At 70.1% G+C, this 14,135-nt stretch carries 15 protein-coding genes and 1 pseudogene; 2 read left to right on the top strand and 14 right to left on the bottom strand.

The window, feature by feature from the left end:
• Positions 1–165 precede the first annotated feature (165 nt).
• Entirely contained in the window at positions 166–1,353 is a 1,188-nt protein-coding gene (locus tag G5S38_RS11775; RefSeq protein ID WP_165068837.1) for a class I SAM-dependent methyltransferase, read from the top strand.
• 335 nt (positions 1,354–1,688) lie between these two features.
• Here G5S38_RS11775 and G5S38_RS11780 read toward each other — a convergent pair whose 3' ends face one another.
• From G5S38_RS11780 to glmS, 9 genes are all read right to left on the bottom strand, one after another.
• Positions 1,689–2,429, bottom strand: a complete 741-nt coding sequence (locus G5S38_RS11780) for a hypothetical protein (protein WP_165068839.1) — start codon at positions 2,427–2,429, stop codon at positions 1,689–1,691.
• A gap of 139 nt (positions 2,430–2,568) precedes the next feature.
• Positions 2,569–2,925 carry a DUF4190 domain-containing protein gene (locus G5S38_RS11785; protein WP_165068842.1) on the bottom strand — a complete coding sequence of 119 codons (357 nt, stop codon included), beginning with the start codon at positions 2,923–2,925 and terminating at the stop codon, positions 2,569–2,571.
• Between the two features lie 140 nt (positions 2,926–3,065).
• Positions 3,066–4,130 (bottom strand): tRNA (adenosine(37)-N6)-threonylcarbamoyltransferase complex transferase subunit TsaD, encoded by a 1,065-nt coding sequence (tsaD, locus tag G5S38_RS11790; RefSeq protein WP_165068844.1) that lies wholly within the window; start codon positions 4,128–4,130, stop codon positions 3,066–3,068.
• Complete coding sequence (rimI, locus tag G5S38_RS11795) at positions 4,127–4,603, bottom strand: ribosomal protein S18-alanine N-acetyltransferase (protein ID WP_201276667.1); 477 nt, start codon at positions 4,601–4,603, stop codon at positions 4,127–4,129. Before rimI ends, tsaD begins: the two co-directional genes overlap by 4 nt.
• Complete coding sequence (gene tsaB, locus G5S38_RS11800) at positions 4,603–5,250, bottom strand: tRNA (adenosine(37)-N6)-threonylcarbamoyltransferase complex dimerization subunit type 1 TsaB (RefSeq protein WP_165068847.1); 648 nt, start codon at positions 5,248–5,250, stop codon at positions 4,603–4,605. The genes rimI and tsaB overlap by 1 nt, the downstream gene beginning before the upstream one ends.
• 60 nt (positions 5,251–5,310) lie before the next feature.
• Positions 5,311–5,898 carry a tRNA (adenosine(37)-N6)-threonylcarbamoyltransferase complex ATPase subunit type 1 TsaE gene (tsaE, locus tag G5S38_RS11805; protein ID WP_201276668.1) on the bottom strand — a complete coding sequence of 196 codons (588 nt, stop codon included), beginning with the start codon at positions 5,896–5,898 and terminating at the stop codon, positions 5,311–5,313.
• Positions 5,895–7,013: an alanine racemase gene (alr, locus tag G5S38_RS11810; RefSeq protein WP_165068850.1), complete on the bottom strand. Its 1,119-nt coding sequence runs from the start codon at positions 7,011–7,013 to the stop codon at positions 5,895–5,897. The genes tsaE and alr overlap by 4 nt, the downstream gene beginning before the upstream one ends.
• Positions 7,010–7,375, bottom strand: a complete 366-nt coding sequence (locus tag G5S38_RS11815) for a holo-ACP synthase (RefSeq protein ID WP_165068852.1) — start codon at positions 7,373–7,375, stop codon at positions 7,010–7,012. The genes alr and G5S38_RS11815 overlap by 4 nt, the downstream gene beginning before the upstream one ends.
• A 39-nt stretch (positions 7,376–7,414) precedes the next feature.
• Positions 7,415–9,301: a glutamine--fructose-6-phosphate transaminase (isomerizing) gene (glmS, locus tag G5S38_RS11820; protein WP_165068855.1), complete on the bottom strand. Its 1,887-nt coding sequence runs from the start codon at positions 9,299–9,301 to the stop codon at positions 7,415–7,417.
• 175 nt (positions 9,302–9,476) lie between these two features.
• Between glmS and coaA the strand changes: the two genes are divergently transcribed.
• A complete protein-coding gene (coaA, locus tag G5S38_RS11825; RefSeq protein WP_165068857.1) occupies positions 9,477–10,433 on the top strand; it encodes a type I pantothenate kinase in 957 nt (318 codons plus the stop codon).
• 8 nt (positions 10,434–10,441) lie between these two features.
• On the opposite strand, the gene glmM is transcribed toward coaA, so the two are convergent.
• The 5 genes and pseudogenes from glmM to G5S38_RS11850 all read right to left on the bottom strand — a co-directional run.
• Complete coding sequence (gene glmM / locus G5S38_RS11830) at positions 10,442–11,803, bottom strand: phosphoglucosamine mutase (RefSeq protein ID WP_165068860.1); 1,362 nt, start codon at positions 11,801–11,803, stop codon at positions 10,442–10,444.
• Positions 11,804–11,830: 27 nt separating this feature from the next.
• Positions 11,831–12,334 carry a 30S ribosomal protein S9 gene (gene rpsI, locus G5S38_RS11835; RefSeq protein WP_165068862.1) on the bottom strand — a complete coding sequence of 168 codons (504 nt, stop codon included), beginning with the start codon at positions 12,332–12,334 and terminating at the stop codon, positions 11,831–11,833.
• A 33-nt stretch (positions 12,335–12,367) separates the two neighbouring features.
• Complete coding sequence (rplM, locus tag G5S38_RS11840) at positions 12,368–12,814, bottom strand: 50S ribosomal protein L13 (RefSeq protein WP_165068865.1); 447 nt, start codon at positions 12,812–12,814, stop codon at positions 12,368–12,370.
• 193 nt (positions 12,815–13,007) lie between these two features.
• Positions 13,008–13,922, bottom strand: coding sequence for a tRNA pseudouridine(38-40) synthase TruA (gene truA, locus G5S38_RS11845; protein ID WP_165068876.1), 915 nt, complete (start codon positions 13,920–13,922; stop codon positions 13,008–13,010).
• Between the two features lie 103 nt (positions 13,923–14,025).
• Positions 14,026–14,135: pseudogene (locus G5S38_RS11850) on the bottom strand (IS982 family transposase); the annotation flags it as partial.

Consider the following 14,135-nt stretch of genomic DNA (forward strand, 5'->3'; position numbering starts at 1 on the left):
CCAGAAAGCAGCTTACGGGTTCGGTTAGCACTCACGCAATCGGAGTGCCAGCGTGGAGTGTCGGTCGCGGCTGTCCGGCGGGTATCGGCCGTGTGCCCCGGCGGGTGTCGGCCGTGTGCCCCGGCGGGTATCGGCCGCCCCCTCCCCGACTGGAACAATGGGGGCATGGAGACCGCCGAACTACTCGAAGTGCTGTCGGCCGACGGGCTCCGTCTTCTGGACTCGCTGCCGCCGTACGATCCGGCCGAAGACACCCTGCTCGTGGTGAGCGACCTGCGCAAGGCGGGCAACAGTGCGGCCCATGTCGCGGCGGTGCTCGGCCAGCGCAAGCTGCGCGCCAAGGCGGTCGGCAAGTTCGGCTCGTTCGCCGCACGCATGCTGTTCACCGAGGCGGGCCTCCAGCAGGCGACGCGGCTCAGCGTCGCCGCCGTGCATGCCGGACGCTTTCGGGCGGCGGATATCGCGCGGGTGGCCGACCTCGGTTGTGGCATCGGCGCAGACGCCCTCGCCTACGCGGCGCTCGACATGACGGTGATCGCCGTCGAACGGGACGAAGTGACCGCCGCCATCGCCGCATACAACCTCGCCCCGTGGCACCCGGTGACCGTCGTGCACGCCGATGCCACCACGGTGCCGCTCGACGACGTCGACGGCGTATTCCTCGACCCGGCCAGGCGCACCGCGGGGCACGAGAACACCAGTCGGCTCACCAGCCCCGATGACTGGTCGCCGTCGCTGGACTTCGCGTTCGGACTCGGGGAACGGATGCCGGCGGGTATCAAGCTCGCGCCGGGGATCGACCGCGACCTCATTCCCCCGACCGCGGAGGCGCAGTGGGTGTCCGTCGACCGCGAGGTAGTCGAGGTGGGCGTGTGGTTCGGCCCGCTGGCCCGGCCGGGAATCACGAGGTCCGCCCTCGTGATGGGCGACCACGGCACGGCAGAGCTCACCGCCGCGGCGGACAGCGACGACGTGCCGGTACGGGCACTCGGGAGCTTCGTCTACGAACCCGACGGCGCCGTCATCCGTGCCAGGCTCATCGGCGACCTCGCCCGCCGCATCGACGCGGGCATGCTCAGCACCGGCATCGCCTACCTCACCTCGGACGCCGTGGTCGAGACGCCGTTCGCGAGGGCGTTCCGGGTGCTCGAGACGTTCCCGCTCGATGAGAAGCTCCTGAAGCGGGAGCTCGCGGCTCGCGGCATCGGCACCCTCGAGATCAAGAAGCGCGGCGTCGACCTGGATCCCGCACAGCTGCGCAAGCGGCTGAGCCTGTCTGGCCAGCACAGCGCGACGCTGATCGCCACGCGGGTCGACGGCCGGCACGCCGCGCTGCTCGTCGAGCGCGTGTAGCGGCGGCGCTGCGGTTGCGCCGCGGTAGGGAGGCGTCGCCGCAGCGCTCGGCTTGTAACGAAAACGAAGGAGAAACGGGCAGGAGCGCCCCGTTTCGCACCCCGAAGACCGTGTGCAACGAAGTACTCCTTCGTTTTCGTTGACCGCGAGGCGGCTCGTGGCGTCCGGCGCCCACGTGCTGACGAAAACGACGGAGAAATCGGCGGATCGATCCGAAGCCGCGGCCGAACGGGTCGGTGCGGACAGAATGTCCTTCGTTTTCGTCAATCGTGCGCGTTCTCGTCAGCCGAGCGCGTTCTCGTCAGCGGCGCCCGTCACGTGAGCCGCAGTGCGGGTTACGGGGCGAACGAGCCGTTGCCCGCCTCGCCGACGGCGAAGAAGATACCCCACAGTGCCGCCGCGAGCACGGCGATCCCGAGGCCGACGAAGCCGGTGATCAGGGCGGTCATCCATAGCGCGCGGGCAGCGGGTCCCTCGCGCTTCTTGCCGAGGAACCCGAGCACGACAGCGGCGGCGGGAATGAAGAGCTGCAGGAACGACCCGAAGAACGGAACGATGACGACGCCCGATCCGAGGATTCCGATGATGCCGGCGATCATTCCGATGAGGCTCAGGGTCTTGGGGGCGCTGGGTGCGGCGCCCGCGCCGTAAGGCGAGGCACCAGGCTGGCCGTAGCCTCCGGGCTGGCCGTACCCGCCCGGCTGGCCGTACCCGCCGGGCTGGCCAGGTCCCCCGGGCTGCTGGTACCCACCGCTCTGCTGGTACCCGCCGGCCTGCGCATACCCGCCCGGCTGCGCGTAGCCGCTGGGCTGCTGGTATCCGCTGGGCTGCTGGTACCCGCCGGACTGCGAGTAGGGCCCGGGGGCCGAGGAGGCGTCCGGCGCTGGCGGCGGAGGGGTCGGGGCCCGGTATGCGCGATCGCTGGTGTCCTGGTCGCGGTACTCGCCGTACTCTCCGGCACCGCCGGCACCGTAGGCCGGAGCTCCCTGCTCGGCGGCGCCGTTCTCGCGCTCACCGGGCTCCCCGCCGCCGCGGGGCGGAACTGGCGGAACGTCGCGGTCGGTGGGGTCAGACATGGGAGCTCCTGAATTGTGCGAGTGGTGCGTGTTGAGCGAGTGATGCGGGTCGAGCCAGAAGGGCTGCTGGCCGCGCCGCTGCCGGGCTGGGCCGCTGCCGGCCGGGCCGGGCCGGGCCGGGCCGGGCCGGCGCTCAGTGCTAGTAGCCGCCGCCGGTGAAGCTGTCGGTCGAGCCGAGCAACACCGCGCCTCCGATGAGGGCGACGAGCAGCAGGATGTAGCCGATGGTGAACACGTAGCCGAGGATGGTTCCCCAGAGGGCGAGGCCGCGGCCCTGCTCCCCGGTCTTCTTGATCTGCGAGAGCGCGATGTGGCCGCAGATGATGCCGACCAGCGGCACCACGAACGCGCCGATCAGGGCGACGATGGACAGCACGTTGAAGCCCGGCGACGCGGGCGTTCCGGGATATCCGGCCTGGGAGTAGGCACCAGGCTGCGAGTATCCACCCGGGGTGGAGTCGCGTGACTCGTTCGAGTATCCGGTGGGATCGGTCATGAAGAACTCCTAGGGTCTGGCGGGGATGGCAGTCAGCCTTGCACCGTGCCAGCGGGGTGTCAAACACCCGGGCGGCCGCAGAACAACGATGGCGCGACGCCGATCGGGCGTCGCCTTCCATGATGCCCGCCGCACCTAGGTCAGCCCTGAATGGTGGTGACCGGCAGGGTCGAGTCGGCCGAGAAGGCGAGGCCGGAGGGCGGGTGCCCCGCGGCGATGAGCTGCGAGGCGATGGCGGCGATCATGGCGCCGTTGTCGGTGCACAGCGACAGCGGCGGGATGCGCAGCGCGATGCCCTCGGCGTCGCAGCGTTCCTGCGCGAGCTGTCGAACCCGGGCGTTCGCGACCACTCCGCCGCCGAGCAGCAGGCGCGGCACCCCGAGGTCGCGGCATGCCGCCACGGCCTTCGTGATGAGGATGTCGGCGACGGCCTCGCGAAAGCTCGCCGCGACATCGGCCAGCGGCACCTCGTCGCCGCTGTCGCGCTTCTGCTCGACCCAGCGCGCGACCGCGGTCTTGAGCCCGGAGAACGAGAAGTCGTAGCGGTGCGCCGCCATGTCCTTCTGGTGACTGAGCCCACGCGGAAAGCGGATCGCCCCGGGGTCTCCCCCGACTGCGGCCCGGTCGATCTCCGGGCCCCCTGGATATGGCAGCCCGAGCAGCCGGGCGACCTTGTCGAAGGCCTCCCCCGCGGCGTCGTCGATGGTCTCCCCGAGCAGCTCGACGTCGGTGACCAGGTCGCGCACGAGCAGCAGCGACGTGTGGCCGCCCGAGACGAGCAGCGCCACGGTGGGCAGCTCGAGTTCGGTGCCGTCGTCGCGCAGCACGTCGGCGCCGACGTGTCCGACGAGGTGGTTGACGGCGTAGAGGGGCTTGTCGAGCGCGACGGCGAGCGCCTTGGCCGCACCGACGCCGACCATGAGCGCACCGGCGAGCCCCGGGCCGCTGGTCACCGCGATGGCGTCGACGTCGGTGAGGTGGATGCCGGCTTCCGCGACGGCGGCGGTGATGGCGGGTTCCAGTGCGTCGAGGTGAGCGCGCGCCGCGATCTCGGGAACGACCCCGCCGTAGCGCGCGTGCTCGTCCATCGACGAGGAGATGACGTTCGCGAGCAGGGTGGTGCCGCGCACGATGCCGATGCCCGTCTCGTCGCAGCTGGTCTCGATGCCGAGCACGAGCGGGCCGGGTGCCTGCGCGTCGCTCATGCGAGTGCCATCTCGGGGGCGGGGATGTCGAGGCGCATCACGATGGCGTCCATTCCGTCTGGGTAGTAGGCGGCCCTGCGCGAGATGCGCTCGAAGCCGAGCCTCTCGTAGAGCCGGCGGGGTCCCTCGTTGTCGGCGCGCACCTCGAGGAACATGCGGCTGGCACCGCGCTCCCTGGCTTCGTCGATCATCCTCAGCAGCATCGTGCGGCCGAGCCCCTGCCTGCGGGCCGATTCCGCCACGGCGATGGTGTGGATCTCGCTGTCGTCGGCGCCGCGCGGGGCGAACAGCCCGGCATACGCCTCGACGACATCGGGGGTCTCCGGCCGCACCGCGACGACGTAGTAGCACTGCGGGTTCGCGAGCTCGCTGCGCATGCCCGCGGGCTGCCAGGCATCGCCGCCGAAGCTCGCGTTCTCGATCACCATGATCGCGTCGAGGTCATCGACCCCGGCGCGGCGCAGCTGCCACATCAGCTGACCCGCTTCGGCCCGGCCGACACCGTGACGTCGGGCGAGCGCAGGTAGAGCGGCTGCGCGTCGGCGAACGGCTCGCCCGCGACGAACAGCGCCTCGGCGAGCATGCCCATTGCCCCGGCAGAGACGGTGGATGCGTCGAGCCGGCGGTAGCGCGAGTAGTCGGGTACGGCGCGCTCGAGGTCGGCGGGCACGCAGAGACCGGCGGGGCCGACGCGCTGGGGCAGGCCGGCAGCATCCGTACCCTCGTAGGCGGACCAGTAGACCTCGCGCCGGCGGGCATCGGTGACCACGAGCAGCGGTTCGGTGCTCGACGCTGGACGCTGGACCGAGCCGTATTCGGCGAACGCGATGGCGTCGTGGCTGACCACCCGCACGACGGGCTTGCCCGCCCCGAGCGCGAAGGCGCGGGCCGCGGCGATGCCGACGCGCAGCCCGGTGAACGGACCAGGCCCCATGCCGGCGACGACGCCGGACAGCGCGGCGATCGCGACGCCCGACTCGCGGAGGCACTCGTCGATGTAGGTGCCGATGATCTCGGCGTGCCCGCGGGTGTCGGCGGATGCCCGCTCGGCGATGATGCCGCGGTCGCGGTCGACTACGGCGACCGACGTACCGGCCGAGGTGTCGATGGCGAGAAGCATCCGATCAGTTTAAAGGTACGCATGCCCGACGATTCCCGCCGCCCCTGCGCACCGCGAGGCTCAGGCGAATGGATGCTGCCGCCAGCGTTCCCCGACGGCGGTGATGGTGACCACGCGCGCCTCGACCACCTCGTCGACCACCTCGGCGGTGGCGGCATCGGGCACGGTACCGGACGCCACCGCGCCGGCCACCGCCGAACCGCCACCCACGGCACCCCCGGTCGGCCGCGCGATCGACACCCGCAGCACGGAGTCGCTGATGCCGTCGATCATGCCGGCGGCCCATTCCACGACCACGATCGAGCCGGCGAAGTCGATGTCGAGGTCGTCGAGCTCCGCGGCGCTGCCGAGCCGGTAGGCGTCGACGTGCACGAGCGGCGGCAGGCCGTCGGCGCGCGGGTGGGTGCGTGCGATGACGAAGGTGGGGCTGGTGACGGTTCCGCGCACGCCCAGCGCCGCACCGAGACCGCGCGTGAGGGTGGTCTTGCCCGCGCCGAGCGGACCGTCGAGCGCGACGATGTCACCGGCGCGCAGCTGCCCTGCGATGCGGCGCCCGAGAGCGGCCATCTCGTCGGGCGTCGCCACGGTGAGCGTGAATTCGGTTACCGGTGCGGGGGCGCCCGACGTACCCGGCGCGGCCTCGCTCATGACCGGTACCCGATCTCGACGCGGCTACCCAACCTGGTGACGATCTCGTAATTGATGGTGTCGGCGGCGGCGGCCCAGTCGTCGGCGCCGGGGTGCCCGCGCCGGGGGTCGCCGAACAGTACGGCGCGATCACCGATCGACACCCGCTGGTCGCCGACGTCGACGACGAACTGGTCCATCGCGATACGCCCGGCGACCCGGTGGGTGACGCCGTCGATAGTGACCGGACCGCGGTTCGAGGCCTGCCGCGGTACACCGTCGGCGTAGCCGAGGGGCACCAGCGCGAGGGTGGTCTCGCGCTCGGTGCGGTAGCTGTAGCCGTACGAGACGCCGCTGCCTGCGGGCACCCGCTTGACGTTGACGATGCTGGCGCTGAGTTCCATGGCCGGGCGGAGGCCGAGGTCGGCGGCGCTGGAACCTGCACCCCCGTCGTCGAACGGCGAGAGCCCGTAGATGCCGATGCCGACGCGCACCATGTCGAAGCGCGCGGCCGGAACCCGGATCGCGCCCGCGGTCGCGGCCAAGTGCCGCAGTTCGGGGGTGAGTCCCGCAGTATCGGCCATGGTGACGGCGTTCTCGAACGCGGCGACCTGCGCCGCGTCATCCACCTCTCCCGCGTTGGCGAGGTGGCTGAACAGCCCGTGCACGCGCAGCTGCCCGCGCTTCTCGTAGGCGGAGGCGGCCCCGAACAGGGCGGCGCAGTCGTCGAGCGTCGCGCCGTTGCGGCCGAGGCCGGTGTCGACCTTGAGGTGCACGCGGGCGAGGGTGGATGCCGCGGCGACCCTGTGCAGTTGCTCGAGCGAGCTCACGCCGATGTCGACGCCCCGCTCGATCGCGGAGGCGAAGTCGGCCGACGGCCCGTGCAGCCAGGCGAGGATCGGGGTGTCGATGCCCCCGGCGCGCAGCTCGAGCGCCTCGGCGATCGTGGCGACGCCCAGCCAGTCGGCCCCACCGAACACCGCGGCGCGGGCGCTCTCGACCGCGCCGTGCCCGTAGCCGCGCGCCTTGACGACGGCCATCAGGTGGTCGGTGCCGGCGATGGCGGCGAGCGCCTGCACGTTCGCGGTGATCGCGGTGAGGTCGATGAGCGCCTCGCGCGTAGGCCTGGTGGTCATGATTCCGCTACCACCCACGCGATCGCGATGCCGGCGTCGTGGCTCATCGTGAGGTGGATGCTGCCGATGCCGCGCTGGCTGGCGATTGCCGCGGCGGCTCCGTGCAGCTCGAACGACGGGTTGCCGTGGTCGTCGGAGACCACGCGCATGTCGTGCCACTGCACGCCGTCGGAGTGGCCGATCGCCTTGATGAACGCTTCTTTGGCCGCGAATCGGCCGGCGAGCGATCGCAGGGACAGGGTGCGCTGCGGTGTCTCGAGTTCCCCGGCCGAGAACAGCCGGGGCAGCAGCCGCGGCGTGCGGGACGCGGCCCGCTCGAAGCGCACAAGGTCGACGACATCGACCCCGATGCCCACGATCACCGAGCGCCCATCACTGCACCGTACCCCGCGGCCCTGCCGCTACTCGACCGTGACCGACTTGGCCAGGTTGCGGGGCTGGTCGACGTCGAGTCCCTTGGCCGCGGCGAGCTCCATGGCGAAGATCTGCAGCGGTGCGACCGCGAGCAGCGGCTCGAACAGCGTCGATGCGAGCGGGATGGGGATGACGACGTCGGCATACGGCAGCACCGCGGCGTCGCCCTGCTCGGCGATCGCGAGGATGCGGGCGCCGCGGGCGCGGATCTCCTGGATGTTCGAGACAACCTTGGGGTGCAGCGAGTCGCGTCCGCGGGGACTGGGCACGACGACGAACACGGGCTGGCCTGGCTCGATGAGCGCGATCGGCCCGTGCTTGAGCTCACCGGCCGCGAAGCCCTCGGCGTGGATGTAGGCGAGCTCCTTGAGCTTGAGCGCACCCTCGAGCGCGACCGGGAACCCGGCGTGCCGGCCGAGGAACAGCACGGCGCGGGTGTCGGTCATCCAGCCCGCGAGCTGCTTGATGGCGTCGTGCTGCTCGAGCACGGTGGCGAGCTGCTCCGGCAGTGCCTGCAGCTCGTCGAGCAGGTCGCTGATCTCCTCTTTCGGCAGGGTGCCGCGCACGGCGGCGAGGTGCAGGCCGAACAGGTAGAACGCGGCGACCTGGGCGACGAATGCCTTGGTGGATGCCACGGCGACCTCCGGCCCGGCGTGCGTGTAGATCACGGCATCCGATTCGCGCGGAATGGTCGCGCCCTGGGTGTTGCAGATCGACAGCGTGCGCGCACCGTTCGCGACGGCGTACTTGACGGCCATCAGGGTGTCCATGGTCTCGCCGGACTGGCTGACCGAGATGACGAGGGTGGATGCGTCGATCACCGGGTCGCGGTAGCGGAACTCGTGCGACAGCTCGACGTCGACGGGGAGCTTGGCCCACTTCTCGATGGCGTACTTCGCGAGCATCCCGGAGTAGGCGGCGGTGCCGCATCCCAGGATCACGATGCGGTTGACGCCGGTCAGGTCGAGTCCGGCCGATGCCGCGCTGCCGGGCTTCGTGCTCGCGGCGGGGTCGAGTTCGGTGAGGCGCACTGCACCGTCGACGATGCGGCCGCGCAGCGTGTTGGCGATGGCGTCGGGCTCTTCGCTGATCTCCTTGGCCATGAAGCTCGACCATCCGCCCTTCTCGGCGGCGGCGGCGTCCCACGCGATGTCGAACTCCTCGCTCTCGACGGGGGCGCCGTCGAAGTCGGTGACCGTGACGGCGTCGGCGGTGATGGTGACGATCTGGTCCTGGCCGATGGCGACGGCGCGGCGGGTGTGCTCGACGAACGCGGCGACATCCGATCCAAGGAAGTTCTCGCCGTCGCCGAGGCCGATGACGAGCGGGGAGTTGCGGCGGGCGCCGACGACGACACCCGGCTGGTCCTTGTGCAGCACGAGCAGGGTGAACGCGCCGTGCAGGCGGGCGACGACGAGGCGGAGGGCCTCGGCGAGGTCGCCGACGCGCTGGTATTCGAGGCCGACGAGCAGCGCGGCGACCTCGGAGTCGGTCTCGCTGGTGAAGACGGTCTCGGGGTGCTGCTCCATGAGCTCGTTCTTGAGCTCCGCGAAGTTCTCGATGATGCCGTTGTGGATGAGGGCCAGCTTGCCGTCGTCGCCGAGGTGCGGGTGCGCGTTCTGGTCATTCGGCCCGCCGTGGGTGGCCCACCGGGTGTGCCCGATACCGGTGGAGCCGTTCGCCATCGCGGCGAGGTCGAGGTCATCGACGAGGATCTGCAGCTTGCCCGCGCGCTTGCGGGTGTGCAGGTCGCCGTCGGGGTCGATCACGGCGATGCCGGCGGAGTCGTATCCGCGGTACTCGAGGCGGCGAAGGCCCCCCAGCAGAACTTCGACGCTCTTGGACGTACCGACGTAACCCACGATTCCACACATAGAGATCGATTTTACGGGCACGGGAGACGGATGCCCGCCCCGACGCGACGGCGGGGTGCTGTGTCGCGTGCCGCGGGGTGCGGGCCGTGCGGTTCTGCGGCCGTGACGCGCCGGGCGTCGCGATGCGGGCGGTGCGGCATCCACCCCGCCCTGCCGCGCACTATTCTGGGTCCTCATGCGTGCCAACGGACAGCCGAGCCACACCGGCGGGCACAACACCCCATTCATCGAGATCGACAGGGCCGACTGGGCAGCACTGGCACCGACCACGCAGCTGCCGCTCACGCCGAACGAGATCGTCGAACTGCGCGGTCTCGGCGACGTTCTCGACCTGCGCGAGGTGAGCGAGGTCTACCTGCCGCTGTCGCGCCTGCTCAACCTGTATGCGGCCGGCGCGAAGCAGCTGCACCGCGCCACGAGCGACTTCCTCGGGCAGCGCGCCGAGAGCACGCCGTTCGTGATCGGCGTCGCCGGGTCGGTCGCGGTGGGCAAGTCGACCATCGCCCGCCTGCTGCGCGAGCTGCTCGCCCGCTGGGACGACACCCCGCACGTCGAGCTGATCACCACGGACGGCTTTCTCTACCCGAACGCCGAGCTCGAGCGCCGCGGGCTGATGACGCGCAAGGGGTTTCCGGAGTCGTACGACCGCCGGGCGCTGATGCGCTTCGTCAGCAAGATCAAGAGCGGGGCCGAGGAGGTGCGGGCGCCGTTCTACTCGCACCTGCGCTACGACATCGTGAAGAACGCCGAGGTCGTGGTGCGCCGTCCCGACATCCTGATCGTCGAGGGCCTCAACGTGCTGCAGCCGCCTAGCGACGCGCACCGGCTCGCCGTGAGCGACCTGTTCGACTTCTCCGTCTACGTCGACGCGCGCAGCGCCGACATCGCCAACTGGTACGAGACGCGGTTCCTGGCGCTGCAGCGCGGTGCGTTCTCGAACCCGCAGTCGTACTTCCACCGGTTCTCGACGCTGTCGCCCGAGGAGGCGTCGGCGACGGCCCGTGACATCTGGAACCGCATCAACGGCCCGAACCTGTCGGAGAACATCCTGCCGACCCGGTCGCGGGCGACCCTCGTGCTGCGCAAGAACGAGCAGCACGCCGTCGACACGGTGCTGGTGCGCAAGATCTAGCGGGCGTTCTACAGCGCGAGCTGCTCCAGCACGACGGCGGCGAGCTCGCGGGCGATGCGATCAGCGGTCTCCTGGTCGGATGCCTCCACCATGACGCGTACGAGCGGTTCGGTACCCGATGGGCGCAGCAGCACGCGTCCTGAGGTGCCGAGTTCCGCCTCGGCCGCGCCGACTGCCGCGGCGATCACGGGATCCGACGCGAGACCGGCGAGGTTGACGCCCTTGACGTTGATCATCACCTGCGGGTACACGGTCATGATGGATGCCAGTTCCGCAAGCGACTTGCCGGAGCGGGCCATCTCCCCCATCAACTGCAGGCCGGTCAGGATGCCGTCGCCGGTGGTGGCGTAGTCGCTCATGATGACGTGGCCAGACTGTTCGCCGCCGAGCGTGAGCCCTCGTTCGTTGAGGGTCTCGAGCACGTAACGGTCGCCGACCTTGGTCTGCAGCACGCTGATTCCGTGGTCGGCCATGGCCTTGCCGAGGCCGATGTTGCTCATCACGGTCGCGACGAGGGTGTCGTCCTTGAGCAGGCCGCGCTTCTTGAACGACACGGCAAGGATCGCCATGATCTGGTCGCCGTCGACGACATTGCCCTCGGCGTCGACCGCCAGGCAGCGGTCGGCGTCGCCGTCGTGGGCGATACCGAGGTGGGCGCCGTGCTCGAGTACCGCGGCGGAGAGCCCGTCGAGGTAGGTCGAGCCGACGCCGTCGTTAATATTGGTGCCGTTGGGGTCTGCGCCGATCACGGTCACGGTCGCGCCGGCGTCGGTGAATACCTCGGGCGAGATGCCGGCGGCGGCCCCGTGGGCGCAGTCGAGAACGACGTGCAGTCCGTCGAGGCGCTCGCGCATGGTCGACAGCAGGTGCACGACGTAGCGGTCCTCGCCGTCGGCGAACCGGCGGATGCGGCCGACCTGGATGCCGGTGGGGGCGAGCTTCGGCGCCGCGAGGGCCGCTTCGATGCGGTCCTCGACGATGTCGGGGAGCTTGGTGCCACCGGTGGCGAAGAACTTGATGCCGTTGTCGGGCGCCGGGTTGTGCGAGGCGGAGATCATCACGCCGAAGTCGGCCTTGATGTCGCCGATCAGGTACGCGGCAGCGGGGGTGGGGATGACCCCGGCGTCGAGCACGTCGACTCCGGAGCTGGCGAGGCCGGCGGCGACGGCCGCGGCGATGAACTCGCCGGAGACGCGCGGGTCGCGGGCGACGACCGCGACGGGTCGGCGGCCTGAGGCACGCCGACCGTCAGCGATCTGTCCTTCGCCGAGGACGACCGCAGCGGACTGCGCAAGACCGAGGGCTAGCTCGACCGTGAGGTCTTTGTTAGCTAGCCCTCGGATACCGTCGGTGCCGAAAAGGCGAGCCATCGGTGAACGTCGGTTACCGAAGCGCGATTAGCGCTTCGAGAACTGAGGAGCCTTACGTGCCTTCTTGAGTCCGGCCTTCTTGCGCTCCTTGACGCGAGCGTCGCGGCTGAGGAAGCCCGCCTTCTTCAGCGTCGCACGGTTGTTCTCTTCGTCGATCAGGTTCAGCGAGCGCGCGATGCCGAGGCGCAGTGCGCCGGCCTGGCCGGAGGGGCCACCGCCGGTGATGCGGGCGATGACGTCGTAGCTGCCCACGAGGTCGAGCACCGTGAACGGGTCGTTGATGAGCTGCTGGTGGAGCTTGTTCGGAAAGTAGTCCGCGAGTTCGCGGCCGTTGACCACGAACTTGCCGGAGCCGGGCGCGATGCGCACGCGGGCGATGGCCTGCTTGCGGCGACCGACGGCTGCTCCCGGAACGTTGAGTACGGCGCGGGGCGCCTTGGGAGCGTCTTCTGCAGCGCTCTCAGTCGAGTAGCTCGTGGGAGCTGCCTCTTCGATGGTGGCCGCGTCTACGGAGTCTGAAATCTTCGCCATGAGTAAGGGAATCCTTTTGATGTGCGGGCGGCGCTACTGCGCGACCTGGGTGAAGGTGAAGGTCTTGGGCTGCTGCGCAGCGTGGGGGTGCTCGGGGCCGGCGTAGACCTTGAGCTTCGTGAGCTGAGCGCGGCCGATGGAGTTCTTCGGCAGCATTCCGCGGATGGCCTTCTCGACCGCACGGGTCGGGTGCTTCTCGAGCAGCTCGGAGTACGTGGTGGCGGTGAGGCCGCCCGGGTAACCCGAGTGACGGTATGCCTTCTTCTGCGCGAGCTTGGAGCCGGTGAGGGCGACCTTCTCGGCGTTGATGATGATGACGAAGTCGCCGGTGTCCATGTGGTTGGTGAAGATCGCCTTGTGCTTGCCGCGCAGCAGTGCTGCCGCGTGGGTGGCGAGACGACCGAGGACGACGTCCGTCGCGTCGATGATTACCCAGTCGCGCTGGATGTCATCGGGCTTGGGGGAATATGTGCGCGTCACAGTGCAACTGCTTTCTGTCGAAATGAGGTGTTCGTGAATCCCACTCCGTGGAACGTTCCCGACGGGAACCTTGCCGGTGGAGGGCTCAAGTTCGGGTGTCGCGCCGAGAAAGCGCAGGCACCAAGGGTCAACACTAGCCGACGGGCGGCGTGCGGGCAAACGAGCGCGGTCGTGGGGTGACCGCGGATGCGGGTCAGTCGGTGTCGTCGTCCAGGTACGCGACGCCGCCAGCGTCGCCGTCGAGCGTGATCGGCGGACGGTGCGCCCTGGTCTGCTCGGCCCGCGCACCGAGCTCGGCGTCGGGCGGGTAGCCGACCTCCATCAGCGTCAGCCCCTTGGCCGGCATGACCTTGAAGTCACTCGTGCGCTCCCGCAGGTCGCGGATGCCGACCAGCCGGTGCGGGGCGAGCTTGCCCTGCCCGACGGCGATGGTCGCACCGACGAGTGCGCGCACCATGCTGTGGCAGAACGCGTCGGCCTGCACGGACGCGACGAACACCCCCGACGGCAGCCTGTTCCACCGAAAGTCGAGGAGGGTGCGGATGGTGGTGGCGAAGTCGCGTGGCTTGCAGAACGACGCCCAGTCGTGCAGCCCGAGCAGGGTCTGCGCGGCGGCGTTCATGCGGTCGAGGTCAAGCCGGGCGGGGTACCAGACCGTGTTGCCCCGCTCGAGCGGGTTGCGGGGGCCCGCGGCATCCGCAACCCGGTATTCGTACCGGCGCCAGATGCCCGAGAATCTCGCGTCGAAACCCTCGGGGGCGACGGATGCCGCGGTCACGACCACATCGGACGACAGCCCCGCGATACCGTTCAACCGCCGCGCGAGCGACTCCGGAGGGCGCAGGTGGTGGCCTCCCGATGGGATCTTGCGCACCCGGTGCAGGCTCCTGACCTGGGTGGCGGTGACGTCGAGGTGGGCGACCTGGCCGAGGGCGTGCACCCCGGCGTCGGTGCGACCGGCGACCGTGAGCTCGGGCGACGGCTGCTGCCGACGGAAGATCGTAGCGAGGGCGGCGTCGAGCTCGCCCTGCACTGTGCGGAGCCCTGGCTGGCGAGTCCAGCCGGTGAAGTCGGTACCGTCGTAGGCGATGTCGAGCCGGATGCGCAGGTCCGGGCCGGTGAGCGGAGGTACCGGGATCGGCGGAGTGGGGCCGGCGGCAGCATCCACCTCGCCGTCGTCTGTCACGCCATCGATCCTAGATGAGTGAGTCCTAATGGTCGTAGGCGATGAGGGAGCGTTTGTTGGGTGCTCCGATGAGCCAGTTGTGCCAGATTCCTGCGGCGAGGGCGAGTAGTCGGCCTGCGATTCGGGAGTAGACGC

The organism is Marisediminicola senii (genome assembly GCF_011057645.1).
GTDB lineage: Bacteria > Actinomycetota > Actinomycetes > Actinomycetales > Microbacteriaceae > Marisediminicola > Marisediminicola senii.

What these genes read in the sequence shown, in the direction of transcription:
- G5S38_RS11775 (WP_165068837.1), top strand. Translation starts at nt 166, where the DNA reads ATGGAGACCGCCGAACTACTCGAAGTGCTGTCGGCCGACGGGCTCCGT.
- G5S38_RS11780 (WP_165068839.1), bottom strand. Translation starts at nt 2,429, where the DNA reads ATGTCTGACCCCACCGACCGCGACGTTCCGCCAGTTCCGCCCCGCGGC.
- G5S38_RS11785 (WP_165068842.1), bottom strand. Translation starts at nt 2,925, where the DNA reads ATGACCGATCCCACCGGATACTCGAACGAGTCACGCGACTCCACCCCG.
- tsaD (WP_165068844.1), bottom strand. Translation starts at nt 4,130, where the DNA reads ATGAGCGACGCGCAGGCACCCGGCCCGCTCGTGCTCGGCATCGAGACC.
- rimI (WP_201276667.1), bottom strand. Translation starts at nt 4,603, where the DNA reads ATGTGGCAGCTGCGCCGCGCCGGGGTCGATGACCTCGACGCGATCATG.
- tsaB (WP_165068847.1), bottom strand. Translation starts at nt 5,250, where the DNA reads ATGCTTCTCGCCATCGACACCTCGGCCGGTACGTCGGTCGCCGTAGTC.
- tsaE (WP_201276668.1), bottom strand. Translation starts at nt 5,898, where the DNA reads ATGAGCGAGGCCGCGCCGGGTACGTCGGGCGCCCCCGCACCGGTAACC.
- alr (WP_165068850.1), bottom strand. Translation starts at nt 7,013, where the DNA reads ATGACCACCAGGCCTACGCGCGAGGCGCTCATCGACCTCACCGCGATC.
- glmS (WP_165068855.1), bottom strand. Translation starts at nt 9,301, where the DNA reads ATGTGTGGAATCGTGGGTTACGTCGGTACGTCCAAGAGCGTCGAAGTT.
- coaA (WP_165068857.1), top strand. Translation starts at nt 9,477, where the DNA reads ATGCGTGCCAACGGACAGCCGAGCCACACCGGCGGGCACAACACCCCA.
- glmM (WP_165068860.1), bottom strand. Translation starts at nt 11,803, where the DNA reads ATGGCTCGCCTTTTCGGCACCGACGGTATCCGAGGGCTAGCTAACAAA.
- rpsI (WP_165068862.1), bottom strand. Translation starts at nt 12,334, where the DNA reads ATGGCGAAGATTTCAGACTCCGTAGACGCGGCCACCATCGAAGAGGCA.